General features: G+C 51.9%; 26 protein-coding genes and 1 tRNA gene. 6 read left to right on the top strand and 21 right to left on the bottom strand.

The genetic code is table 11. The features are described 5' to 3' along the window. Position 1: 1 nt before the first annotated feature. Entirely contained in the window at positions 2 to 1,009 is a 1,008-nt protein-coding gene (locus HS105_07085; GenBank protein MBE7516355.1) for an SPFH/Band 7/PHB domain protein, read from the bottom strand. A gap of 82 nt (positions 1,010 to 1,091) precedes the next feature. Between HS105_07085 and HS105_07090 the strand changes: the two genes are divergently transcribed. Continuing rightward, positions 1,092 to 2,318, top strand: coding sequence for a threonine ammonia-lyase (locus tag HS105_07090; protein MBE7516356.1), 1,227 nt, complete (start codon positions 1,092 to 1,094; stop codon positions 2,316 to 2,318). 6 nt (positions 2,319 to 2,324) lie between these two features. On the opposite strand, the gene HS105_07095 is transcribed toward HS105_07090, so the two are convergent. Both HS105_07095 and HS105_07100 read right to left on the bottom strand, forming a co-directional pair. After that, entirely contained in the window at positions 2,325 to 2,798 is a 474-nt protein-coding gene (locus HS105_07095) for a hypothetical protein (protein ID MBE7516357.1), read from the bottom strand. A 26-nt stretch (positions 2,799 to 2,824) separates the two neighbouring features. Next, positions 2,825 to 4,198: a transglycosylase SLT domain-containing protein gene (locus HS105_07100; GenBank protein MBE7516358.1), complete on the bottom strand. Its 1,374-nt coding sequence runs from the start codon at positions 4,196 to 4,198 to the stop codon at positions 2,825 to 2,827. Between the two features lie 143 nt (positions 4,199 to 4,341). On the opposite strand from HS105_07100, the gene HS105_07105 reads away from it, so the two are divergent. From HS105_07105 to HS105_07115, 3 genes are read left to right on the top strand one after another with little or no spacing between them, the layout of a single operon-like run. Beyond that, positions 4,342 to 5,160 (top strand): sugar phosphate isomerase/epimerase, encoded by an 819-nt coding sequence (locus HS105_07105; protein MBE7516359.1) that lies wholly within the window; start codon positions 4,342 to 4,344, stop codon positions 5,158 to 5,160. Further along, complete coding sequence (locus HS105_07110) at positions 5,160 to 6,128, top strand: Gfo/Idh/MocA family oxidoreductase (protein ID MBE7516360.1); 969 nt, start codon at positions 5,160 to 5,162, stop codon at positions 6,126 to 6,128. The genes HS105_07105 and HS105_07110 overlap by 1 nt, the downstream gene beginning before the upstream one ends. A 4-nt stretch (positions 6,129 to 6,132) precedes the next feature. Beyond that, positions 6,133 to 6,582 carry a zinc ribbon domain-containing protein gene (locus HS105_07115; GenBank protein ID MBE7516361.1) on the top strand — a complete coding sequence of 150 codons (450 nt, stop codon included), beginning with the start codon at positions 6,133 to 6,135 and terminating at the stop codon, positions 6,580 to 6,582. On the opposite strand, the gene HS105_07120 is transcribed toward HS105_07115, so the two are convergent. Beyond that, positions 6,583 to 7,539, bottom strand: a complete 957-nt coding sequence (locus HS105_07120) for a hypothetical protein (protein MBE7516362.1) — start codon at positions 7,537 to 7,539, stop codon at positions 6,583 to 6,585. Positions 7,540 to 7,615: 76 nt separating this feature from the next. On the opposite strand from HS105_07120, the gene HS105_07125 reads away from it, so the two are divergent. Then, positions 7,616 to 8,419, top strand: a complete 804-nt coding sequence (locus tag HS105_07125) for a hypothetical protein (GenBank protein MBE7516363.1) — start codon at positions 7,616 to 7,618, stop codon at positions 8,417 to 8,419. A gap of 235 nt (positions 8,420 to 8,654) precedes the next feature. Here HS105_07125 and HS105_07130 read toward each other — a convergent pair whose 3' ends face one another. The 10 genes from HS105_07130 to HS105_07175 form a co-directional block, all read right to left on the bottom strand. Then, on the bottom strand, positions 8,655 to 8,978 hold the full coding sequence (locus HS105_07130; protein ID MBE7516364.1) for a cell division protein ZapA: 324 nt from the start codon (positions 8,976 to 8,978) through the stop codon (positions 8,655 to 8,657). Positions 8,979 to 8,984: 6 nt separating this feature from the next. Continuing rightward, the gene (locus tag HS105_07135) at positions 8,985 to 9,272 is read right to left on the bottom strand and encodes a hypothetical protein (protein MBE7516365.1); all 288 of its coding nucleotides are present in this window, start codon (positions 9,270 to 9,272) and stop codon (positions 8,985 to 8,987) included. A gap of 75 nt (positions 9,273 to 9,347) precedes the next feature. Further along, a complete protein-coding gene (locus HS105_07140) occupies positions 9,348 to 11,402 on the bottom strand; it encodes a phenylalanine--tRNA ligase subunit beta (GenBank protein ID MBE7516366.1) in 2,055 nt (684 codons plus the stop codon). A gap of 17 nt (positions 11,403 to 11,419) precedes the next feature. Further along, entirely contained in the window at positions 11,420 to 12,511 is a 1,092-nt protein-coding gene (pheS, locus tag HS105_07145; GenBank protein ID MBE7516367.1) for a phenylalanine--tRNA ligase subunit alpha, read from the bottom strand. A gap of 78 nt (positions 12,512 to 12,589) precedes the next feature. Further along, entirely contained in the window at positions 12,590 to 12,967 is a 378-nt protein-coding gene (gene rplT / locus HS105_07150; GenBank protein MBE7516368.1) for a 50S ribosomal protein L20, read from the bottom strand. A gap of 87 nt (positions 12,968 to 13,054) precedes the next feature. Next, a complete protein-coding gene (gene rpmI, locus HS105_07155) occupies positions 13,055 to 13,258 on the bottom strand; it encodes a 50S ribosomal protein L35 (GenBank protein ID MBE7516369.1) in 204 nt (67 codons plus the stop codon). Positions 13,259 to 13,304: 46 nt separating this feature from the next. Beyond that, the gene (locus tag HS105_07160; protein ID MBE7516370.1) at positions 13,305 to 13,994 is read right to left on the bottom strand and encodes a translation initiation factor IF-3; all 690 of its coding nucleotides are present in this window, start codon (positions 13,992 to 13,994) and stop codon (positions 13,305 to 13,307) included. Between the two features lie 27 nt (positions 13,995 to 14,021). Next, complete coding sequence (gene thrS / locus HS105_07165) at positions 14,022 to 15,977, bottom strand: threonine--tRNA ligase (protein ID MBE7516371.1); 1,956 nt, start codon at positions 15,975 to 15,977, stop codon at positions 14,022 to 14,024. A 260-nt stretch (positions 15,978 to 16,237) separates the two neighbouring features. Then, positions 16,238 to 16,312, bottom strand: a tRNA-Val gene (locus HS105_07170). A 107-nt stretch (positions 16,313 to 16,419) separates the two neighbouring features. Beyond that, a complete protein-coding gene (locus HS105_07175; GenBank protein ID MBE7516372.1) occupies positions 16,420 to 17,373 on the bottom strand; it encodes a formimidoylglutamase in 954 nt (317 codons plus the stop codon). 191 nt (positions 17,374 to 17,564) lie between these two features. Between HS105_07175 and HS105_07180 the strand changes: the two genes are divergently transcribed. Beyond that, positions 17,565 to 19,061 carry a B12-binding domain-containing radical SAM protein gene (locus HS105_07180; GenBank protein ID MBE7516373.1) on the top strand — a complete coding sequence of 499 codons (1,497 nt, stop codon included), beginning with the start codon at positions 17,565 to 17,567 and terminating at the stop codon, positions 19,059 to 19,061. Positions 19,062 to 19,158: 97 nt separating this feature from the next. Here HS105_07180 and HS105_07185 read toward each other — a convergent pair whose 3' ends face one another. The 7 genes from HS105_07185 to hutU form a co-directional block, all read right to left on the bottom strand. Further along, positions 19,159 to 19,347, bottom strand: a complete 189-nt coding sequence (locus HS105_07185; protein ID MBE7516374.1) for a hypothetical protein — start codon at positions 19,345 to 19,347, stop codon at positions 19,159 to 19,161. A gap of 222 nt (positions 19,348 to 19,569) precedes the next feature. Further along, positions 19,570 to 19,977, bottom strand: a complete 408-nt coding sequence (locus HS105_07190; GenBank protein ID MBE7516375.1) for a PIN domain-containing protein — start codon at positions 19,975 to 19,977, stop codon at positions 19,570 to 19,572. Then, the gene (locus HS105_07195; protein ID MBE7516376.1) at positions 19,952 to 20,164 is read right to left on the bottom strand and encodes a DUF2281 domain-containing protein; all 213 of its coding nucleotides are present in this window, start codon (positions 20,162 to 20,164) and stop codon (positions 19,952 to 19,954) included. The genes HS105_07190 and HS105_07195 overlap by 26 nt, the downstream gene beginning before the upstream one ends. A gap of 187 nt (positions 20,165 to 20,351) precedes the next feature. Beyond that, positions 20,352 to 20,819, bottom strand: a complete 468-nt coding sequence (locus HS105_07200) for a virulence RhuM family protein (GenBank protein MBE7516377.1) — start codon at positions 20,817 to 20,819, stop codon at positions 20,352 to 20,354. 191 nt (positions 20,820 to 21,010) lie between these two features. After that, on the bottom strand, positions 21,011 to 21,745 hold the full coding sequence (locus HS105_07205) for a hypothetical protein (protein MBE7516378.1): 735 nt from the start codon (positions 21,743 to 21,745) through the stop codon (positions 21,011 to 21,013). 23 nt (positions 21,746 to 21,768) lie between these two features. After that, positions 21,769 to 22,149 carry a hypothetical protein gene (locus HS105_07210; GenBank protein MBE7516379.1) on the bottom strand — a complete coding sequence of 127 codons (381 nt, stop codon included), beginning with the start codon at positions 22,147 to 22,149 and terminating at the stop codon, positions 21,769 to 21,771. Between the two features lie 326 nt (positions 22,150 to 22,475). After that, positions 22,476 to 24,134 (bottom strand): urocanate hydratase, encoded by a 1,659-nt coding sequence (hutU, locus tag HS105_07215; GenBank protein ID MBE7516380.1) that lies wholly within the window; start codon positions 24,132 to 24,134, stop codon positions 22,476 to 22,478. Positions 24,135 to 24,200 lie beyond the last annotated feature (66 nt).

Here is a 24,200-nt window from a genome sequence, read left to right on the forward strand (position 1 = left end):
GTTATTTACCAAGTTCACGCGGATTGCGCGGTGACGACGGTCGATCGTCCGTACGCTCGCCGGTCTCAGAAAAGATCTCTTTGAAAGCTCCGACGCTTGAAAGGACTCCGCTGGTTTCCGTCGGCATGAATATGACTTTGGAATTTTGCGTGCGAGCCATATCACGGAGCGAATCGACATACCGCATTGTGATCAGATATTGTGCGGTCTGGCCGCGATCGCCGATAGATCCGGCTATCTGCTGGATAGCCGCCGCTTCTGCCGATGCCGATGTCAAACGTGCTTGTGCCGCACCTTCAGCACTGAGGATCGCCGATTGTTTTTCTCCCTCAGCACGTGTGACGGCGGCCTGCTTCTCACCTTCAGCTCTGGCGATGGCAGCCTGCTTATCACCCTCGGCCTGCAGGACGAGAGCGCGGCGGTTTCGCTCGGCAGTCATTTGTTTTTCCATTGTGATGCGGACATCCTCCGGCGGCGTGATGTTCTTGATATCGACACGGGTTACTTTGACGCCCCATTTGTCCGTCGCTTCGTCGAGGATCATCCTCAGTTCATTATTTATCTGATCGCGTGACGAAAGGGTGTGATCAAGATCGAGCTTGCCGATCACGCTGCGCATACCCGTGAATGTGAGCTGGACGATCGAGCCTACAAGGTCGTTGACCTCGTACGTGCCTTTGATCGGATCCGTTACCTGCCAATAAACAACGCTGTCCACATTGACCATAACGTTATCGCGCGTGATTACGCTTTGCGGCGGCAGGTCGATGAATTGCTCACGCAGGTCGATAAATGTCGTGCCCGGCCGCACATTCGTCCAATAGACGGCACGCGGAGCTTCAAAAAAGGGCACAATAATGTTGAGTCCGCTTGCGGCGACGCGATGGAATTTACCAAGGCGTTCGATCAAAAGAACGCTGGACTGCGGAACGATCTTTATCGTCTTCCATGCTACGACCAAAAGGGCGATGCCCAAGAAGATGAACAAAGTAACACCGACGCCGAAGATATCTGCCATACTGTCTCCCGAACTTATTTGACTTCAATATACCTCATTTTCCGCATATTTGCTATAATTCGCATCAATTACAATGATAGGAATCGAATCGATAAAGCAGGCTCGTGAAACGCTGAACGGAATCGCAACCGCTACACCGATGCTGCAGGACAGAAAACTGTCCGAGCGGTTCGGCAAGGTCTATCTGAAGGCGGAATGCCTTCAACGAAGCGGTTCGTTCAAGGTTCGCGGAGCGTTCAACAAGATATCAAGACTTACCGGCGACGAGCGCAAACGCGGCGTTATCGCTGCATCTGCGGGCAATCATGCTCAAGGCGTGGCTCTCGCAGCCACGTTGAACGGCATTGCATCGACCATTGTCTTGCCCGAGTTCGCCCCGCTTACAAAGGTCGTCGCGACACGCGGCTTTGGGGCATCGGTGATACTCAAAGGCAGCACTTTTGATGAGGCGGTCGCATACTCGCGTGAGCTGCAGGCCGAGCACGGCTACACATACGTTCACGCATTTGACGACTGGGACGTTATTGCGGGGCAAGGTACTATCGGTATCGAGATCGTGCAGGATCTGCCGGATGTCGATGTGATAGTAGTGCCGATCGGCGGCGGCGGGATCATTTCGGGCATCGCGACCGCTGCCAAGGCATTGCGTCCGAATGTTCGGATGATCGGCGTTCAGGCTGCGAACGTTGCTCCCGTCAAGCCATCGTTAGCGGCGGGAAAGCCCGTCGAGGTGGGATATTCGCCGACGATCGCGGATGGTATCGCGGTTAAACGTCCGGGCGAATTGACCCTACCGATCATCAGCAAGCTCGTTGATGACGTCGTAGAAGTTACCGAAGAAGAGATCGCCCTTGGAGTTTTTCATTGTGTGCAGAACGACCACTTGGTCGTCGAAGGTGCCGGAGCCGCGGGCCTGGCGGCGGTTTTGGCGGGTAAGGTCAACATATCGAAGGACGATGCGGTTTGCGCCGTGCTCTGCGGCGGCAATATTGACGGAAATCTCCTTGCTCGTATCATTGAGCAGGTTCTGGTGCGACAGGGCAGATATGTGATCTTCAAGCTATTGGTGCTTGATCGGCCAGGAACGCTCGCTGAAATGCTCAATCACGTTGCCGAGACCGGAGCCAACGTGATCGAGGTCTTCCACCAGAGGGCGATCTGGCTGGCACCGCTCGGGCGCGTCGGCATTGAAGTGATCCTCGAGGTCCGCGATGAAGAACATACACTGGAAGTGCAGCGGCATCTCGAAGAATGCGGATATCATGTCGAACGGCACAGGAAAGATGCTTGGGCCGAATGAACTGCTCTAAAAGCTCGCATCCGGATCGTAGCTTTTTTCCGGCGTTCTATCCTGCACGTTCTCAGTGATCGCGAGGCCGAAATAGTCAACCTGCGTGGCACCGTGCTTGTTCATTATCGCGCCGGCTTCGTGCTTTCTCGGGTCGTGATGGATACGAACCATCAGTATGCAATGGCCCTCGTGCAGCGCCCTTTGATAACGCTCCATGATCACACGGTCAAAGGTCATTTTGCGGAACAGACGCAAGAACTTCGCTATCGGTCCATGGCCTTCGCCCGTGAAATCGTAAGCGTATTCGCCCGGGATGCCGCAAAACAGGCTTATATCTTCGGCGTCAAAATCATTCGCCTGTAATTCGGCCGCGACATTCAACCCTGCATCGGGATCTTCAAAGATACCGATGATCCGATACAAAGGATCCTCGGCAAAACTTTGTGCATCATTGATCGATATTGCTCTTACAGTATCTTGGCCTGCCATCGAAAGTCCCTCCTTGTCGGCTCAAATTATCGCTTCGCCGATAGATTTTCATCATATAGACGCTGATAATTGAAATAATTCGTCATAACTCGCTGTACATAGTTCTTGGTTTCGGGAAATCCGACCTCGGATGTAAAGATCGCCGGATCCTTTGGCCGTGAACGTGCGAGCCACCGAGCTGCATTGTCCTCGCCGCCGTTATAGCTTGCCGCTATCGCCTCGTACATTCCGCCGAACTCCGCCTTAAGGTCTGCGATGTATTCAGCTCCGATCGCAATATTGATGCGCGGATCGTAAAGATCGTCGGGCTGTATTGTGCCGTAACCAGCTTTTTTGCTGTACTTTAAGGCTGTGTCCATGACCAGCTGCAGCAGCCCGCGGGCGGCCGAGGGCGACTTAACACCGGGGCGAAAGGTACTCTCCTGCTTCATAACGGCAAGAAGAAACCGCGGGTCGAGTTTCTTTTTCCTCGCGTATTGCAGAACTTCCTCACGGAACATCACCGGATAGTCAGAAGCACGAACCCGCGCCGTCGGCTTTATTCGGGAGCGGTCTTTGGAAATTCGATCGCCCGCAAGATACCCGAAATACGATGCCTGCTTGTCTGCAAGCGCGGCGTATATCGATATGGCGTCCGCTTTCAAACCCTGCTTTTCAAGGGCCAAGGCCCTCAGATAACGCACTTCATCGAGAGTAGTGATCGATCCGGGGAACTTTGCCTGTCCTTCCATCAGAGCGGCGGTGGCAACGGCGTCGGCCCACATTGAACGGTATATTTGCATCCGAAGCCGGGCGTGCAACGCATTAGTTTCCGTAGGTTGTCCCTTGAACTTTGTGCGTGTGCGCTCGACCCACTCGTTAGCAGTGTCGTACCGTCCGCTTTCGCGCAATGTGTCGATCGCATTCAGATATGCTCCGTCGATACGCTCACCGGTCGGATACATCGTCACATATCGTTCGAACAAAGGTGCCGCCTCCGCATTTTTACCGAGCCTGACATTGCAGCTTGCTTGAAAATACAAACCCTCGCGGCCGTCCTTTGTTCCGGGAAATTCATTAGCTACACGGCTTAAGATCGGAATGCAGCTCTTGTAATTGCGTTCCCAATAAAATGAGCGGCCGATCATGAACAGTGCAGAACTTATCGCAGGATCATTCCGATAATTATCTACGATCTTCTGAAAGTGTTCGCGGGCAGCAGGAAAAGAACGATTATCAAAATACACAGTGCCGCGGGCTAGATGCTCTGCGGCAGAAAGCGTCATGAGCCTACCGTCCGCGGTACGGCTTGATCGATCTTTCTCGATCACCGCTTTTAGCGAGGCATCCGATGCTTGAGCAAACAACAGGCCGGAGAATGTGATGATCGTAATAAAAATCAGCAATGAAATTCTTGTCATAGCAGCACTGAGAACAGCTTACCTGAAGTTTAGAGTATGGGACAACGCGTTTACGTTGCCGCCATTTATGAATAGTTCGGCCGTACATGCTAAACTTACCGTTCGGCAGACCTATGAAACTCTCGATAAATGGCGCAACAACAATGACAGCGGACCTCGAAACCGATATTCGAGCGGCTGCGGCTGCGGGTTTTGAGCTTGTTGAGCTTCGCTCGAATAAGCTTTATACCTACCTTGAGTCGCACAATGTGGAAGACCTGAAGGATCTGCTTGCTGAAACCGGCGTTAGCGTTCTGTCAATTAACACGCTCGAACACATAACTTGGCGTTCTGAGGCGGATCAAGCCGCGATCAAGGAAGAATGTGCAAAATTATCTGAGATCGCAGCGGCGATCGGCTGCCCATACGTTCTTGCGGTCCCCGGTGCTTTACGACAGGGGCCGAAGGCCGAAGATGAGACCATTAGCGAATCAGTGCGGGTTCTTAACGAACTTGCGGATATTGCTGAGTCGTATGGCGTTAAGATCGGTTTTGAATTCCTCGGCGAGGCAAATAATTCGGTACAAACCCTCGATCTTAGCAGCCGCATCGTTTCGCTTGTCGGGCGTGACAGCGTCGGTAATGTTATGGATACATTTCATTTCTATGCCGGAGACTCTTCATTCGAGGCGATTGACGCGCTTGACGCCAAGAAGCTGTTCATCCTGCACATTAACGATGCGGAAGACCTTCCCAAGGGCCAGCTGAACGATTCTAAACGGCTCTATCCGGGTCTGGGTATTCTTCCTTTGTCGAAGATCAGGGAGCATCTTGACGGGATCGGCTACGACGGCCCCGCAAGTATCGAGATCTTTCGACCGGAGTATTGGGACGATGATCCGTATGAGGTGTCAAAGCGGGCAAAGGATTCCGCGGAAAGGGCATTCGGCCTCGGAAAATACGCGGCAGGCGGAACTTGGTAATGAGTAAATTACGCATCGGCATTATCGGTACGGGTTATATCGGCAACGTGCATGGCCGCATCCATTCGAAGGATGAGCGCGTCGAGATCGCGGCTCTATACGACATCGTGCCCGAGCGCGCTAATGCAACGGCACGCACGATCGGCGGAAGGGTTTGTTCATCTCGGGCGGAATTGCTTGAGCATTGCGACGCACTGCTCATCTGCACGCCGAACAAAACGCATACTGAGATCGCACTTGATGCGATCGCGGCGGACAAGCATATTTTTTGTGAGAAGCCGTTCTCGATCGGAATTGAGGATGCAGCGCGGCTCGAATCTGCGGCCGGGGCACATTCAAAGGTCTTTCAGGTCGGACACAATCGCCGTTTTGCGCCGGTTTATCAGACATTGAAGACCCTGCTTGCAGATGACGCAGCCCACTCGGCTCATATAAAGATGAACCGAGGCGAACTGAAAATGCCGGTTTGGACGGGCGATACAAATGTTACGGGCGGCTTTCTGTACGAGACAACGATACACCTTTTCGATATGATCCGCTTTCAGTTCGGCGAGGTCGCCGAGCTGACCGCATACGGTTCACAGCACGAGTATCCCGAGCTTGATGAGTTCTCGATCATTTTTAAGTTCAAGAACGGCTTTCATTGCACATTCGCTTCGTCATCGGACGCGAGCTGGTATTTCCCCTTCGAGCGCATTGAGACCTTCTGCCATCACCGCACCATCGTTACCGAGGAAATGGAGCGGCTGATGGATTCGCGCGGGACGGACGCGAATTTTGAGACCCGCAGCTTTCATATGATCGAGAAGGAGGAGCGTTGGGGTTACGTTCAGGAAGATAGGGCATTCGTCGATTCGATAATTGACGGAGCGCCGCCGCCGGTTACTTCGTTAGATGGTTTGCGCAGTGTCGAACTGGTCGAATCGGTATATGCTGCGATACGCAGCGGCGAGCGGATACGCTTCTAACAATATGCTTGTAAAGTGTCTGAATTGCGGTAACGGGAACACACCCGGAGCGAACTTCTGCCGGTTCTGCGGCACGAAGTTCAACTACGCTCCAAAGCCGGCACACGTTCCGCATCTAAGGCCGCAGTTCGAAGAGCAGCCTCCGCGTCCCTATTCATGGAAAACCGATGAATTTACCGTCAAGAGCGGCAGCTCGACAACACCTGACTTTCGGGGCGGAACAATACCGGGCACTGAGTATTTGCAGCACAATTCACCGGGAACGATGACTTATGATTATCGATGCCCACGCTGTATGTCGCCTTTTCTGCCGATCCTGCAAAGAAAGATATCAACTGCCGGATGGGTTACTTTTGCGATACTCGCTTTCGTATTTCTGCCATTGTGTTGGATAGGGCTGCTGTTCAAAGAAGATGTGCGGGTATGTCCGGCATGCGGGGGACGCACAGGTTGATCAGCGGTAGTAATAGCCCTTGGGATGTTCGATCTTGACCTCAGGATTCGTGCTCGTAACCTCCACTGTGTGATAACCCTTCTTTGGATGTGTCGAAAGATATGTGAGAAGGAACTGCCTGCCAAGCAGCACATTCAACTCTTTGAAGAACGGCAAAAAGCTTACCGGAGCACCTGTCCCTTGAAAGAATGCCCGCCCGCCCGTGTCACCTGCAAGCCGGAGCAACGCACCTTGTCCGCCGTTCGTCACCAGAGCCAACGGCCCGCCGCCGAGGGCGGAAGGTGAATAGAAGGTGTAAACCGCGACGCCGTATTTATTTGCACGGTCTATCGCACGTTCGAGGTCGATCGTTTGCACCATCGAGCCGGGCGACGGGCCTTGAGAGAGATCGACACCGTCCGAGATCAAAAGGACGGCGCGCCTTCCGTAGGGCAGGGCCTCAAAGCGTTTTAGAGCGCTGTTAAGGGCGGAATATGGCCCGGATCCGCCGGACGATACGCCGGAAACGATCCGAACCGAGGCAGCCGCCTTTTCGAGATCATCCGTGAATTTTTGACGCGTAATCAGCGTCCCGCCGCGAGCATAGCCGACCATTACGCGGCTCCCTTTCGGCAGACGGCGAATAAATTCGGCAATATCGCGGAGCTGCAGGTTAATGTTGTCTGTCAGGTCGTCCTGGATAATGATCGCCAATGAGAGCGGCGTATCCGAAACCGCACGTATCGAAAGGATCTGCTGTTCCTGTTTGTCTTCTTTCACGACCAGCCGGTCTGCTTGAATGAATTCTTCGGGCTGTCCTTGTTTGAGTTCCTTTTTAAGAAATATCGATATCGGAATAGAAACGGTTCGGACCTGTTGGGTTGGCGTCGGCGAAGGCCCTTGGGCCGCTGCCAACGCGGCACCGAACGTGGCGGCGACCAAAAGAACCAAAAACGGCCTGAAAAGCGAACTAATCATAATTGTGCGATATACAAACCCTGCATTTGAATCATAATATACTTTCTGGGATTACATAAGCCTTTTCTTTCTGACGATGGCCGAAGACAGATCATTGGAGATAATAGACCGCGACACGGACCTGAGAAATGCTGTTCGCAAAGGCCGTCGCCAACTCGCCGGTGCTTTGACCGCACCTGTAGTGTTTGCCGCCATTCCCGCAGGGTTGACGTTGGCGGCGTTTCTAGTCGCGGCCGCAACGCCGCCGACGGCAGCAGTAATATTGTTCTTCGGCTTGATAGCTACGATCCTATCCTTTCTCGCAGGACTCGGAACCGGCGGATATCTTCTTTATCGTCGAAAGGAACTTTACGATTCGGTGCGTCAACGTCTTGCCGCCAAGGGTATCCGAGCAAGCGATATTGAGTGGTTTCGTTCGCGGATACGCTCAAGGGAGTGGCGTTCGCTGAAAGAGATCGAAAAGAGTGACGTGCTGCTTGCTGATGCATACAGAGAGACATTGGCCTCAAGGCTGACCGCTTCGGACCTCGTCCGTTCTTCGCAAAGGGAATTGGCGGATATGCGGCGAAGGCTCAGCAACGTCAAGCGCCTGAAGGCATCGAGCGGCATATCACTCGCAGAGGAAATTGAAAAAGATATTGTTAAGATACGGTCGATAAATGACGAGGCCCGTGCAATGCGCTCGGAAGCCGAGGGACGTTTAGAAATGATCGAGGCAGCATCCGTTCGCGGCACGAGTATCGCCGATTTTGAATTGGCCCTGAAAAAGCTGAGCGTCCGTGCAACTGAACTTCCAATCGCTCTTGAGAATGCAAAACTTGCAGGTGAGATCGTTAAGGAGCTTGAAGCAGGGATCGAAGAAGGGAAGGTCGGCGAATGAGCACCGCAATGGCGTTCGGACGTATGAATTGAACCTGTTAGCTACAGGTGGGTGGTGTTCTGCTCTGTTCGAGCATCAGAGCCGCTGCTCGCCGCCGCGTTCCGCGTAGGAACAGGCACTCGCACCGGCGTTCACCTCCCGTAATTCATATGTTGGCTCAATTATGTGTTCGCCCGGTGACGGACATCGCCGTAAAACTCATTCGCCAATCAGCATTGTAACACACCGGCGGCAGTTATTGTTCCGTCAATATTTCGTGGGCCGGCATTTCGCGATGTTTCAAAAGGCTGTCGAGCATTTCTGCGCATCTCCCGCTTCGAACACCGAGGTCGTCATCGATCTTCTGCCGCTCGTCATAGATGCGATGATATTCGTCCGCGATATGGAGGGCCGCCAGTATCGCGACCTTTAGCGAATCGACGGTTTGGGTGCCCGACGATATCTCACGCATCTTGGTATCAACGTATTTTGCAAGTTCCTGAATATAACCGTCATCACCATCGGAGCGGATGCTGTAAACCTGATTGTAAATCTCAACGCGAAGTGCTTTTTCAGACATAAGACCTCACACCATCGGCTGTCCGGTCGCGGACGGATCGAGAACCGAGATCGTTTCCAAAATATCCTCTACTTGCAATTGGATCGCATCATGCTCGCGTTTCAAGCGTTCGACCGTCGCGCGCAGCTCGCCCGATGTCGCAGCGAGCGATGCGTTCTCTTGCCGTAGGGCATCAAGCTGATTCGCGAATTCGTCACGCTCCTGACGAAGTCTTTGGACGAACTGGATAGTAAGGTAGATCTTATCTTCCAGATGCGAGAATTTTTCCATTCCGGCGAGCCTGTTCATTTCCATTGCTTCTGATACCAAAATAAAGCTGTGGAAAAGATTATGTGCCAGATAACGAAAAACTTCAAGTAAAATCTGAAGCTAGCTCTCGCCTTTTTGTAAGCCAAATGAATTCTTGAGTTTATCGACTATGCCTTTATGAACCGTCTCAACCTCATCTTCCGTCAATGTACGCTCGTTCGCGCGATAGGTAACCCTTATCGTGATGGTGCGAACATCGTCGGACTCGTACACATCTATGAAGCGGACGTCCTCAAGTATGTCGGTCGGCGAGTCGTTTGCGGCACGAAGTATCTCAGCAAGCGTAACAGCACGTAGCACCGTAATGCTCACATCGCGCGAGACGGCGGGGAATCTCGGCAGGGGCGAATAGATGACAGGTTCCTCGGGTAGATCAAGTATGTGATCGAGCAATAACTCTGCTACAAAAACAGGCTTCTTGAACTTATACGCCGCCATGATGTCGGAATTGATGCGGCCCAAAGAACCAATATAACGGCCTTTGCAGTAGATATTGCTCCTTTGGCCGGCGGTCAAGTGGCGAGCATCCGACAGGCGAAACTCCGGATCGAGATGCCCAAGAGTTTCGAGTACGTTCTCTACGACACCCTTTACGTCATAGAGGTCAGTTTCTTGTTTAGCGTGCTGTTTTCCGGTCGCCGGCAAAACGCCGGTCATTGCGATGGTTAAGACACGGTCCTCCTGAGGAAGGGCTGAAGGATCTTCGCCAACCGAAAAGACCTTGCCGATCTCGAAGAACCTCAGGTCGCGGCGTTGGAAATTCAGGTTATGCCTTATCGCATTAAGAAGTCCGGGAACTATCGTCGGCCGCATCCGTGTCGAGCCATCGATTATGGCATCGCGCAGCGTTACATAATTTCGCAGATCTTGTCCTGCGGGTTCATAAAGATCGTCGTTCGCCGCATCAACGAAACTGTAGGACATCGCTTCGGAAAAACCGGAATCGGTCAAGTTTTGCCGAAGATGCCGGAGTCGTGTTTCGTGTGGAAGGTATTCTCCGGCAGAGTAAGCGGGCGGTATCTCGTCGCTTATGTGCTCATAGCCGAAAAAGCGTACTATTTCCTCGACAAGATCGGCCTCGATCGCGAGATCGTGCCGCCAGGAAGGCACAGTGAATTCCGAAGCAGTCTCATTAGCCTCGATCTTGAGCGCACTCAATATGTCAGTACACTGATCTTCAGCAATAGTGATGCCCGACAAACGCTCAACGGCAGCGGAGATATCTGAAGACGCAATGACAGTTTCCCGATGCGTTACGGGGTACGCGTCAATAAACTCGCCAGCCGTTCCGCCCGCAAGTTCTTCGATCAACTGCAATGCTCGGTCCGAGGCTTCTTTTAATGCATTGATATCGACACCGCGTTCAAAGCGATAGCTGGCCTCGGTCGAGAGATGAAGGCGCCTCGAGGTTGAACGGATGTTTGAGCGGTTAAAATATGCGACCTCGATCAATACATCGACGGTGTTTTCAGTAATGCTCGAATCGAGGCCGCCCATGATGCCGCCGATAGCAACGGGTTTTTCCGCGTCGCAAATAACAAGTGAGGTTTCGTCCAGCTGACGCTCGACATCGTCGAGGGTAACGATCGTTTCACCGAGGCGTGCACGTCGGACGATGATCCTTTTCTCAACGAGTCTGTCAAGATCAAATGCATGCATCGGTTGGCCGAGTTCGAGCATTACATAGTTAGTAATGTCGGCGATATTATTGATCGAACGTTCGCCGACCGCTTCGAGGCGTTTTACAAGCCATTCGGGCGACGGCCCGACCTTGACGCCGCGGATAATGCGGGCGGTAAATCTGTTGCAAAGATCGGGTGCTTCGATATTGACAATGTCGTGAGCCAATATTGAAGGCATCGGGACATCGTTTCGTTCGGCGCGGACCGGTCCTTTTATTGATCTGCCCGTTGAGGCCGAAAGCTCGCGGGCAATGCCACGATGTGAAAGGCAGTCAGGCCGATTTGAGGTTAGGTCGATGTCGAATACATGATCTTCGCCGGCAGTATGGATCGCATCAACGGCATTGCCGATGCGGGTCAGCTCAGCCGCCGTTTCTTCGGCTGTCATGTCGAGGTCGATGAGGTCCCGAAGCCAGTTGTAACTAATATTCATCAGATGATCCGAAAAGGTTAGCGGAACTGTTCCAGAAACCGCATATCATTCTCAAACAAATGGCGAATGTCGTCGATGTTGTAAAGCATAGCCGTCATTCGTTCGAGACCGAATCCGAAAGCAAAGCCCGTATATTCTTCGGGATCGACGCCGCACGCACGAAGCACATTCGGGTGCACCATTCCGCATCCGCCGAGTTCTATCCAGCCGCTGCCTTTGCAGGGACGGCAGCGGTCTCCGTCGACATTACCCGTGCCCTGACACTTGAAACACGAAAAATCGAACTCTGCCGACGGCTCAGTGAAAGGGAAGTATGACGGCCGGAATCGCGTGATGGTACCGGCGCCGAAAAGCCGTTTCAGCCACTCGGTAACCGTTCCTTTCAGATGGGCCATCGTAATGCCCTTTTCGACACAAAGTCCTTCAAGCTGATGAAACATCGGGGTGTGGGTCATATCCGGCGTATCCCGGCGAAAGACCTTTCCCGGCGCAAGTATCCGAATGGGCACACCGCGACGCTCCATCGCGCGAATCTGGACGGTTGATGTCTGTGAACGCAAAGCGAAGCCTTCTGTTGTATAAAAAGTGTCCTGCGACTCGCGAGCCGGATGGCCCTGCGGGATATTCAGCGCATCGAAATTGTAATGATCGGTTTCGATCTCACGGTCGTCCTCGATCGTATATCCCATCGAAACGAATATGTCTTCGATGCGTTGACGCAAGATCGTTATCGGGTGGTGGCGTCCGGCGACGATGCGGCGGCCCGGGATGGTTACATCGACACTGTCCCTTTCGAGTTTTAGATCAAGAATATATTTCGTGATGCGCGACTCAGCTTCCAAAAGGCTTTCGGTTATGAATGCTTCTGCCTGTTGGACGTACGAGCCGAATTGCGCACGATCTTCCGGCGCAACTTTTCCGATGAGCTTCATCGCACCTGCGATCGGCGACTTCTTGCCCGAGTGTTTGATCTTGAGCTCGTTAAGCGCGGAGAGGCAGCCTTCGGCCGCCGGGAGATCGAGGCCGTTAAGTTCCAGATGAGCAAAGCGTTCGAACTCACGCCCGAACGCTTCGCGTATATCGTCAATTTGCCGAGTTTCGTCCGACATGATCGTCTAATGAGACCTCAGTTACCCCAGCCCTTTTATCTTCAGGCAAAATAACAGCGATCTCGGCAAAAAACGGCACTAAGCTGCCGCCCGCGTGTTGTTGTTCACGGCTTCTTTCGCTTGAGACGCGATCGCGGCAAAGGCTTCGGGCTGCTTGACCGCCATATCGGCAAGGACCTTGCGATCCAGCTCGATGCCGGCGAGGTTAAGTCCATGAATGAACTGCGAATACTTGATGTCGTTCAGCCTGCACGCCGCATTGATGCGTACGATCCACAGCTTGCGAAAGTCCCTTTTTTTAAGCTTTCTGCCGGTATATGCGAAATTAAGTGCACGCTCGACAGATTCCTTTGCCGAACGATAAAGCTTCGACTTTGTACCCCGGTAGCCTTTAGCTAAGGCCAATATCTTTTTGCGCTTTTCGACGCGCTTATTCCCACGTTTTGCTCTAGGCATTGCTTTACTCCTCCGATACTAACCGGACAATCACAGTACAGCGCCCGCGATGCGGGCATGGTGTGATCTTGTCCGGGCCAAATTCAACTAGTCGCGGCCGTACGGCAGCATCTTCTCCACACGCTTTTGATCACCTTCCGATACCAGAACGTCGATATCGAGATTCCGCTTACGTTTTGCGGTCTTCTTGGTCAGGATATGGCGTGCGTGGCTGTGGCCGCGTTTGAATTTACCCGTTGCCGTCGAGCGAAAGCGCTTTGCGGCTCCTTTATGTGTTTTAAGTTTTGGCATCTTACCTCCGTGCGGTCAGGAACTGAACCTGCCGCAAAAATTGTTATCAAAAGATCTCGTCATCATCGTCACGAACGACGGTTTTGGCCTTTCCGGGCCCTTGGGTACGCTTTGCAGGCTCGGATCGCTCAGTGCTTTCCGCCTTGACGGCCTTTGGCTGAGCCGATCTTTCGGCGGCCTTTACTCCCTTCTTAGGAGCCAGTATCGTAAACATCTGATAGCCTTCCATCTTTGGCGCCACTTCGACGTCTGCCATTTCGCCGAGTTCCTCTGTAAGGCGGGCAAGGATCTTTGCACCGAGTTCTCTGTGCGACATTTCACGCCCCCTGAACGCGATGGCAGCCCTTACCTTGTCGCCGTTGAGCAGCCATTCGCGGGCACGTTCCATTCGATAGTTGTAATCGTGATCGTCAGTGCCGGGCCTGAATTTGATCTGCTTTACTTGGACGGTAACACGATTCTTTTTCGCCTCATGGGCCCGCTTCTTCTGTTCGTAAAGAAACTTCCCGTAATCAATGATCTTGCAAACGGGCGGCTGGCCATTTGGAGCGATCTCAACAAGGTCAAGCCCGCGATCTCTCGCTTCACGGATCGCGTCACGCGTGTCCATTATGCCAAGCGTGCCGCCGTCCTCAAGAACCACCCGTACGGACGGAACGCGAATGCGCTCATTCGTACGATGAAGCGGCTCGCGTTGCCGCGGCCTAAAGTTCCTTCCACCAAATCTTCTTGCGATAAAAGCCTCCTTTGTAACGTACCCTTTCTAGGAAGTGCGGGCCGAGCGTTCGGCCTCGATGCGTTCCTTGAATTCGATCAGCGACATCACGCCGATGTCGCCCTCCTTTCGATGCCTGACGGCGATATTGCCGGCCTCGAGTTCCTTATCACCCAATACGAGCATATACGGGATCTTCTGGAGTTGGGCGTCGCGTATCTTAGCACCGATCTTGTCCGAACGCGTATTCGCCTCGACCCTGAAGCCCGCCGCACGAAGCGTGTCGGCTACAGAATTCGCATAATCGTTTATGCGGTCGGTAATAGGCAGAACGGCGACCTGTACCGGAGCAAGCCATAGCGGGAATGCCCCCTCAAAATGTTCGATAAGCACACCGAAGAAACGTTCGATCGACCCGAACAATGCCCGATGGATCATTATCGGCCGATGCTTAAGGTTGTCTTCGCCGGTGTATTCGAGGTCGAACCGTTCCGGCAGATTGAAGTCAAGCTGAACGGTGCCGAGCTGCCATATCCTGCCGATGGCGTCCTCAACCTTTATGTCGACCTTCGGCCCGTAAAAAGCCGCCTCACCTTCGATACGCTCGTAGGATATGCCCCGCTCCTTCAATGCCTGAGCAAGTTGCTCTTCCGCGGCATTCCAGTCCTCGTCAGAGCCGAGAAAACCCTTATTATCAGCGGAACCGCGTACCGAAAGCTCGAATTTTACCTTTTCAAAGCCGTAGATCTCCAACACCTTGATCGCAAAATCAAGGCAGTCGGAAACTTCTGCCTGAACTTGATCAGGACGTACAAAAAGGTGTGCGTCATCGACCGTAAATCCGCGAACGCGCATTAGTCCGTGGAGCGTTCCCGAGAGCTCAGCCCGATACACCGTACCCATTTCCGAGTAACGCTGCGGCAGGTCGCGATACGAACGCGGCCGCGACCGATAAATACCGATATGGAACGGGCAGTTCATCGGCTTGAGGCGGTATTCTTCGTCCTCAATACTCGTCGGGGCGTACATCGAGTCGGCGTAATTACCTTCATGTCCGCTGCGAACCCAAAGATCTCGTTTTGCTATGTGGGGCGTAAAAACAAAGCTGTAACCGCGCTGTTCAAGCTCCTCGCGAAGGAGCCTTTCCATCTCGTTGCGGATCACGCCGCCCTTCGGATGCCAAAGAATAAGGCCCTGACCGTAGTCATCATCGATCGAGAACAGATCGAGTTCGCGTCCGAGTTTGCGGTGGTCGCGCTTCTCGGCCTCTTCACGCTGCTTAAGCCAAGCATCGAGTTCGGCATGCGTCGCAAAAGCGATGCCGTAGATGCGCTGCATTTGTTCACGCTCTGCGTCACCCTTCCAATACGCGCCCGAAAGTGCTAAGAGCTTGAACGCCTTGAGCTTGCCCGTGTGCTGAACGTGCGGGCCGAGGCAGAAATCTATGAACGGCGAGCCGTCGATGTAGTAAACGCTCGCGGTATCATCCACCTTTTCGTCGATAAGCTCACATTTGAGCGGTTCAGCACGATCTTCAAAAATACTGAGTATTTCCTGCTTGCTGATGACGTCGCGGCGATATTTGAGATCACGCTTTGCCATCTCGCGCATTTTTTTCTCGATCACGGGAAGGTCGCTTTCCGTCAAACTTCGCGGCGCGATCACGTCGTAGAAAAACCCGTAACGCGGGTCTTCCATTAGCGCAGGGCCGACGCCGAGCTTGGTTCCGGGGAACAGTTCGAGAAGCGCTGCGGCGAGAAGGTGCGCGGTCGAATGTCGAATGATCTCGAGGCCTTCCGCCGAGTCCGCAGTGATCGGTTCTACCGAGATCAGCTCATCGCCGGACGGAATTTCACGATTCAGATCGACCTCTTCGCCGTTCAGCTTCGCGGCAAGAGACTTCTTAAGAACGTCGCGATCGAACGCCTTGATCACATCAAGTACCGTCGCAGGCGCAGGTATCGCCCGCTGCATATCGCCAAATTTAATATTTACTTCACTCATAACATTGTTAATTGCACATTGCTTTGCTGAAGATCGGCTGTGCAGATGCTTTGCCGGCTTTGTAGCCGCTTTTATCTGCCGATCAAGGATCGACAAGGAACAATCAACAATTACCTACTACTCGTCAAGATCAGATCCGATAAGAGCGACTTTGCTTTGCAGTTCCGTTGAAACTGCGGTCATCCCGCCATTAGAAGCGGGTCGTAGTAGTTGTAAAAACAGCAAAGTTCTTCGAAAGCATCTTATCGAAAGTTGTTAAATGGTAGGCACTAGCAGAGTTGAACTGCTGACCCCTACCGTGTCAAGGTAGTGCTCTACCACTGAGCTAAGTGCCTATACCTCGTTTTGCCGCGGCAAAAGCGAACTTAAAGAATGCCAAAACACCAAAAATGTGTCAAGTTAGCGGATCTGCAAAAAGGAGGCCGTTTGTGGACGCAATTCGTTACGATACGCCCGTGCAGAAGCGATGCATAGCGATCGCAACGAGTTTGGCCGTACGGTTGTCGATATCATACTTCGGATTGACCTCTGAGAATTCGATCATCCGCGTATTTGCAAGCGAAGCGGCGTATTTCACAAGCTGGATGAACTCGCCCGCCCGCAGGCCCAACGGTGATGGTGCCGAAACGCCCGGTGCGTCGCTTGATCGTACGGCATCGACATCAAACCCGAAGAACGTGCTTAGCGACGAACTGTGGCCGATGAATTTCTGGCGGATCTGCTCCATCAATTCAAGATCGGCTTCGGCTCGTGAACGCACCATTTCAAGGCTTATACGGTGTACACCCAAATTTCGGAGATGTTCGTAGTATATCGGCGAATTTTGATGCGTCTGGTAACCGACCTCATAAAAATAGGTCGGTTTAAGCAACCCCTCGTCAAGAAGTTGGCGATACGGAGTGCCGCTGTTCCTTTGGTCGGCAACACTCACATCAAGATGCGCGTCGATATTGACGCCGATCCAGCCCTCCGTTCCGTAAACTTCATACATTGCACGCCCGTCGGCATACGAAATATCGTTGCCCCCGCCGAGAGTGATGACGCGCTTTCCGTCCCCCAGCAACTGCTTCACGACCGAGGTCATCGTATCGTGGGTTTCTTCGAGAGTTGGCGCGATCTTGACGTCGCCGAGGTCAAAAATGTTCTTCTTCAGATTAAAGGTCGTAAGGCGGTAGAATTGTTCCCGTATCGCCCTCGGCCCTTCGGCCGCACCGATACGGCCGTTGTTGCGCCGCACTCCCTCATCCTGCGGACAACCGAGTATCACGACGTCCGCACGTGCATAGCCTTCGAGGTCGTGTGAAACTACGTTTCCCAGCCGCGGATCGTTCAGATCGTTTCGATTGTAAAATAGGGCTGCGTCCGGTCGAACCGTAAGGTCAAATTGTATGCTCATTTCACTCCATTGTAACACCGAAGTTTACGCTGAACCTGTTACTGCGGCACCGAAAACGAAATTGACTGGTGTCGCTATGTTCGGCGCGCCGCGTCCGGGTGTGAATCTTCGCTCTTCCGCCAATTGTACTACTTTTGTAACATCTTTGAATTCCTATTGATACGGCGTTTGATCAAAGGTATTGTCAATGTATGAAAGTTCTATTCGCCTATCCGAAGTTCCCTGATACATATTGGAGTTTCCGGCATGCCCTCGCATTCGAGGGGAAAGGTTCCGCATTTCCGCCGCTGGGCCTAATGACCATTTCGTCTATGCTGCCGAGTAATTTCGAAAAGCGGCTTGTCGATCTGAACATTACGGAACTGAAAGACGCGGACATCGAGTGGGCCGATATGGTTTTCTCAAGCGCGATGATCGTGCAGAAAGATTCACTCGAAGAGATCGTCAACAGAGCTCGGGCAATGGGAAAGCGAACTGTCGTCGGAGGGCCATATGTCTCGACCAGCGCAGAGAAGTTGCCGAACGCGGATCATATCTTCGTCGGCGAGGCTGAAGAGACCTTTCCTGAGTTCCTTCACGATCTTGAGCTTGGAGTTCCGCAAAAGGTTTACAAAGCAATAACGAGGCCGGCTCTCGACAAAACTCCGCCGCCAGACTACAGCCTTATCGAATTGTCGAATTACAGTTCGATGAACCTCCAATATTCGCGCGGATGTCCGTTCAACTGTGAATTTTGCGACATCATCGAGATATACGGACGGGTACCCCGCACGAAATCGCCCAAGCAAATGCTGAACGAGCTTGATCATCTGAAAGAGGCAGGTTGGCGCGGTCCTGTCTTCATTGTTGACGACAATTTCATCGGCAATAAAAAGAACGTTCGGTTCTTGATGCCTGAGTTGATCGAGTGGAATGAAAAGAACGAGTATCCTTTCTCTTACTTTACCGAGGCGAGCCTGAATCTCGCCGAAGATGAAGTCCTGCTCGATCAGATGCGCACCGCCGGTTTCAGCCGAGTATTTGTCGGCATCGAAACGCCTGTGGAGGCGGGTCTGAAAGAAGCTCAGAAGACACAAAACACAAAACGCAGCCTCATTGATTCGATCAAAAAGATCCAAAGCTACGGACTTGAGGTAATGGCGGGGTTTATCGTCGGCTTTGATAATGATCCTGACGATATTTTTGAGCGACAGATCGACTTTATTCGAAACAGCGCCATCCCGCTGGCGATGGTCGGTTTATTGTCCGCACTGCCTGATACGCAGCTTTGGCGAAGGCTTGAAAAGGAAGGACGTTTGGTTGGTTACCACTCAGGGAACAATTCGGATTGCTCGATCAATTTTGAACCAAAGATGCCGCGAGAGCGCCTTGTGGAAGGCTTTAAGACCGTACTATCAAATATTTACAGCCCGAAAGAGTACTATGCACGGTCATTGGCGTGCCTTTCGAATTTTGGAAAAGAACGACGTGATCCGCGGCGTTCGAACCTCCGCTCTGATCTAAAGGCGTTGTGGCGTATCGTAAGTCTGCTTGGCATACGCGACAGAGAACGTCTTATGTTTTGGAAGTATTGCTACAAACTCTTGACCGCACATCGCCGCGAGATCAAGCACGGTTTGACACTCGCAGCCATGGGCTATCATTTCCGAGTGATCACCGAGCGAGCCTGCGGCTCGGGCCTGAGCTGATGATGGTGCGGGAAACGCAAGATCGTTAGTATTGAAAGGCTGTGTGCTCGTTCGGGACGGCGTCAAGCAATCGTACCCACACGGTCGTAGATATCGGTCATTGTTCGCAGCAGACGCAATTGTGAGCGTCGCGATCGATAGCGTCGAAAGCCTCGTCCCAGCGGGCGCGTATCGGTTCGCGCTCCGTTGAATCGAAATATTCGTTGATCGCCTCGACGACCTTCATCTTATCCAAATTCGGGAGCTTAAAGAACCCGTGCAGAATGACGACAATGTTTTCGTTCATGACATATTTTTTGCGTAAGCGGCTTCGCGTACGTCAATTAAAGGGCCTTTATACTACGTCATCCATGATGGGTACGATAACGTCATTTTCCTTCGCAAATTCGATCGCTTCTTCGTAACCGGCGTCGGCGTGGCGGATGACGCCGAATGTTCTCGTTCGGAAAGGTGAGGCAAGTGTGCAATTGATCGTCGGACAAACGCCACGTCCTCTTCGTACCAAATATCACCAAATCGTATCGACAAATTTGGAGTTCTGTATTTTGGGATCGTTGGTGATGAGTTTCATTCCCAAAACGCTTGCCGTGGAAGCGATCAACCGATCATGTAGTTCAGGAATATCGGTGATTTTAGCTGCCTGTCGTATGATCTCGATACTAAGAGGAGCGTCGTGGAAATTTGAGTTTGTGGATACGTGATCTTCTACATCCGAAAGACTGGCGGTGATCCTTCGTTTCTCAGAAAGATATAGGATCTCAGCGAATACTATTGAGGGAATATGAATATTTAAATCGCCGCGACCCGCAGCTTCAAATATTTCGGTTACTCGTTTGCTTGACCTTCTGTTTTCGAGATGCAAGACGACCGCCATAGTATCGGCGGCATAATCATCGTCGAGGGAACGCTTGCTCATAGTTGTCAAACTCCATCTCCAGATGCGTCAACTCGTTCTCGTCAAGGTCAGATAGTTCGTCAATGAGCAGATCTTCATTAATAGCGTCCGTTTTTCTGGCAAGGAATTCTGCAAAATCCAATAATTCCTTCTGCTTATAATGCGGCAATGCCTTCATTCTCTTTAGTATTGCTTGTTCGATCGTCATTTCTGCGCCTCGTTTGGAATTTTAACACAGTCTTCGTGGGTTCTATTGGTTCGACCGATCCTATAGGCCGAAAGATTTCATCGCCATTCGGCGTGATGAGCTAAACCGTGCGTTTCTACGGCACTACGATCAACTGCCATACCTGATCTTAATGATCACGTTTTGTGAGTTCTTCGAACTTCTTTGATCATCGAAAACACCTATTCGATTCCCATACCACGGTCGCGCGAATCGAATTTAATATATCTTTCCAGTAATTCCCGCCGCCGAGGTTCTCCAACTGCTCGCTGTTGATCGTATAGCCTTTTATAATGTATTCCTTAAGTCGTTCCGTCGCCCATATACGAAATTGCGTACCTCTTTGTGATTTAACGCGATAACCAACCGAGATGATTACATCGAGTTTGTTAAAATTAGTCGGCTTGGTCAATGCAGAAGAAAAATCGGAAATTCCGATTTTTCTCATCGACGCCGGCCGCTCAAGTTCGCCTTCGTTGTAAATATTGAGAATATGCTCGTTTATGGTCGAACGTGATTTGTCGAAAAGCTCCACCATCTGGTCAATGGTCAACCAAACGGTCTCGTCTTCGAGCCGGGTTTCAATACGAGTTTGCCCGTCGTCAGATCGGTATATTATTAGCTCACTGCTATTCATTTTCGGGCATATTTCTTCGTTTATCGGAATTTTAACATTATTCTTCTCGGCAAATTCAATAACTTCTTCATAATCCGCATCGATTTGGTGAATGCCGCCCATGCCGGGTCGGTGGTTAGGACACGGTAATCCGATCGGCAGCTTTCTGCGTTTAGTCGGCGATAGCAGGTCAGCACTCAGTTGCCTCGGACTCACGAATTTCTTTTTGATTTGACAAACTTTGCATTTTCTTTCACAAATGAAATTAGAAACGGACCAATAGTATTCCGCATTTCGCGAGAATCGGCCTCAAGAAATGCCTTGCGTCTAGCATCAATTCGTTCTTGAGTTTTAGATACAAGATTTCTTCCTAGTAGTTGTGCGGTTTCTAATATGCTCTTTTCAACGGAATCCACAAACGCCTTGTGATGAAAACGCATCATCTCTGCCCCTAGCCCATAGATTGGTCCTAAATCGTCGATAGGAGCTAACTGAGATGGTGTCATCAGTCTATCAATCATGTTCATTCGACTGATCTCAAATCTTTGGCTAATTCTTTCGGCGAACAACGGATCAACTTCAGCCACGGTCGCTACAATTTCTTCGTAACGAGTGCTGATGGCCTGAATATCCGGGCTTAACATCGTTTTCATCATGAAGCCAAGATGCGGCTGTAAAACTTGAAAATTATTTATACTTTCCTCAGGAATACCGACTTCCTTAAACATCTTCGTGAAGGCATCAGAAAGAGCGGCGTGAACGTCAGGACTCAGTCGGATTACCTCACCATAAAGTTCAAGTTGTCGAAAAAGAGCGGAGCGAAGTATGCGTTTCCTATTCCGTCTCGCCTCAGTCCATGCTTTGAATTCACCCATCAAACCACCGACAATCGCAGCCGCCAACGCAATAACGCCGCCGAGAATAAGATTTAGAGTCTCTTTTTCCACATTTACATAGTTTCGAGGCCAATCTATCGGGCAAGTTTTGTCACTCGAACCGTAACACTCACCTGTTTGCCCAAGCCGAATACCGTCGGATTAGTAATAACAAGCTGACCTTGACGCGGCATTTCACAAGTCATTGTGGCTTCGCGCATCGGTTGTGTTCTCGGACAACTACCACCGACCCATTCGATATCAGCGCCATCGTTGTTTGCGGTCATTTCAAGCTTGTATTTGCCCGGTTCCAATTTCAGGGTTATCCCCGCGCCATCGTCTAGTACTTTTGAATCGTCGGTTATGATTTGATCGGTGATATATGACACATAAGGCTGACCGCTTCGTTGATCGGTCTGGACTGCACAGCCAACAACGAATACTACGCAGATCATTAAGACAAGAAAGTATTTCATATATTTCTCCCTCTTGTACATTTTAATTTCCATTCTTCATTCGACGCAAAACCTGCGAAAATTTTGAGTTGCTCCCCGGATTAATCGTTTTCTTTTTATCTTAGGTCGCTCCATTTTTAGACAGCAGTCATATTCGTAGGTGTCGAGAATGACGCCATTCAGTGTCATAGATTCACATGCAGTTGTCTGTTTCATACTTACTTAAAAGATTCCTACGCCGCTTTACGAAATCGATATTGCCTCTCTGCTCATCCTTAGCGTGTGAAGGAGTCGGCCATTTCAATATTTTGTCGAGCGTCGGCAGACCAATTTGCGATAGTCACGCCTCACCTGCTCATTGGAATCTTCACACTGTTCCTTTCTGCAAATTCGATCGCTTCTTCGTAACCGGCGTCGGCGTGGCGGATGACGCCCATGCCGGGGTCGGTGGTTAAGACGCGTTGGATGCGGGCGGCGGCTTCAGGGGTTCCGTCGGCGACTATGACCTGGCCGGCGTGGAGGGAATAGCCGATGCCGACGCCCCCGCCGTGGTGGAGCGAGACCCATGTTGCTCCGCCGGCGACGTTTATCATGGCGTTGAGATAGACCCAATCGGCGATGGCGTCGCTGCCGTCTTTCATTGATTCCGTCTCACGGTTTGGCGAAGCGACGCTGCCGCAGTCGAGGTGATCGCGGCCGATGACGATCGGGGCTTTCAGCTCGCCGCTTGCGACCATCTCGTTGAATTTCAGCCCGGCTTTTGCGCGCGCACCGTAACCGAGCCAGCAAATGCGAGCGGGCAGGCCCTGAAACTCGACCTTCTCCTGAGCCATCGTCAGCCATTTTGTAAGATGATCGTCGTCGGGGAAGAGGTTCATGATAGCTTCGTCGGTTTTGTAGATATCTTCTTTTTCGCCTGAAAGAGCGACCCAACGAAACGGCCCTTTGCCTTCGCAGAAGAGCGGACGAATATACGCGGGAACGAAGCCCGGATAATCGAAGGCATTTGCCACGCCGTTATCGAACGCACGCTGCCGCAAATTGTTGCCGTAGTCAAAAACGACCGAGCCGCGTTTCTGAAATTCGAGCATCGCCTCGACATGCTTTGCCATCGAATCCATCGCCGACTTTTCGTATGCCGTCTGATCGTTTTTGCGAAACTCCGCCGCTTGCTCGACGGAATATCCGACAGGAATATAGCCCATGAGGACGTCGTGTGCACTTGTCTGATCGGTTACGACGTCGGGCATGATGCCGCGTTCGAGCAGCTGCCAATGGATCTCAGCGGCGTTGCCCGGCAGTGCGATAGAAAGCGGCTTCTTCGCAGCGACAGCTTCATTGGCTATTGCGATGGCGTCGTCGATGTCCTTGGCCGCGATATCTACTTGCTTTAGCTGCAATCGTCGTTCGATACGCCATGGATCGACCTCGACCAGAATGCCGACACCGCCGTTAAATGTGATCGCCTGAGCCTGTGCACCTCCCATTTCGCCGAGGCCGGCGGTCAATACGAGTTTTCCCGAAAGGTCGCCCCATCCGTGCTGTCGCGCGAGTGAGCCGAACGTCTCATACGTGCCCTGTAAGATGCCCTGCGTTCCGATGTATATCCACGAACCTGCGGTCATTTGGCCGTACATCATCAGGCCTTCGCGTTCGTATTTGTCGAACTGCTCCTGCGTCGCCCAATGCGGCACGATGTTCGAATTCGCGATCAGCACTCGCGGCGCGTCCTCATGGCTTTTGAATACGCCGACCGGCTTACCCGATTGCACGAGCAGCGTTTCGTCCGCATTCAGTTCTTTCAACGAACTTAATATCGCGTCGTAACAAGCCCAATTCCGGGCAGCTTTTCCGCGTCCGCCATAAACGATCAAATTGTCCGGATCGAACGCTACATCCGGATCCAAATTATTCTGGATCATTCTATATGCGGCCTCGATCAGCCAATTCTTGCAGGTCAATTCGCTTCCCGTAGGGGCGTGGATGATTCGTTTCATAACTTTCAAAAGTTATGATAAGCGGAAATACCGATCTAATAAAATGATGCAAAGCCTCTTTGCTAATGGCATATA

It is taken from the genome of Chloracidobacterium sp. (assembly GCA_015075585.1).
GTDB lineage: Bacteria > Acidobacteriota > Blastocatellia > Pyrinomonadales > Pyrinomonadaceae > OLB17.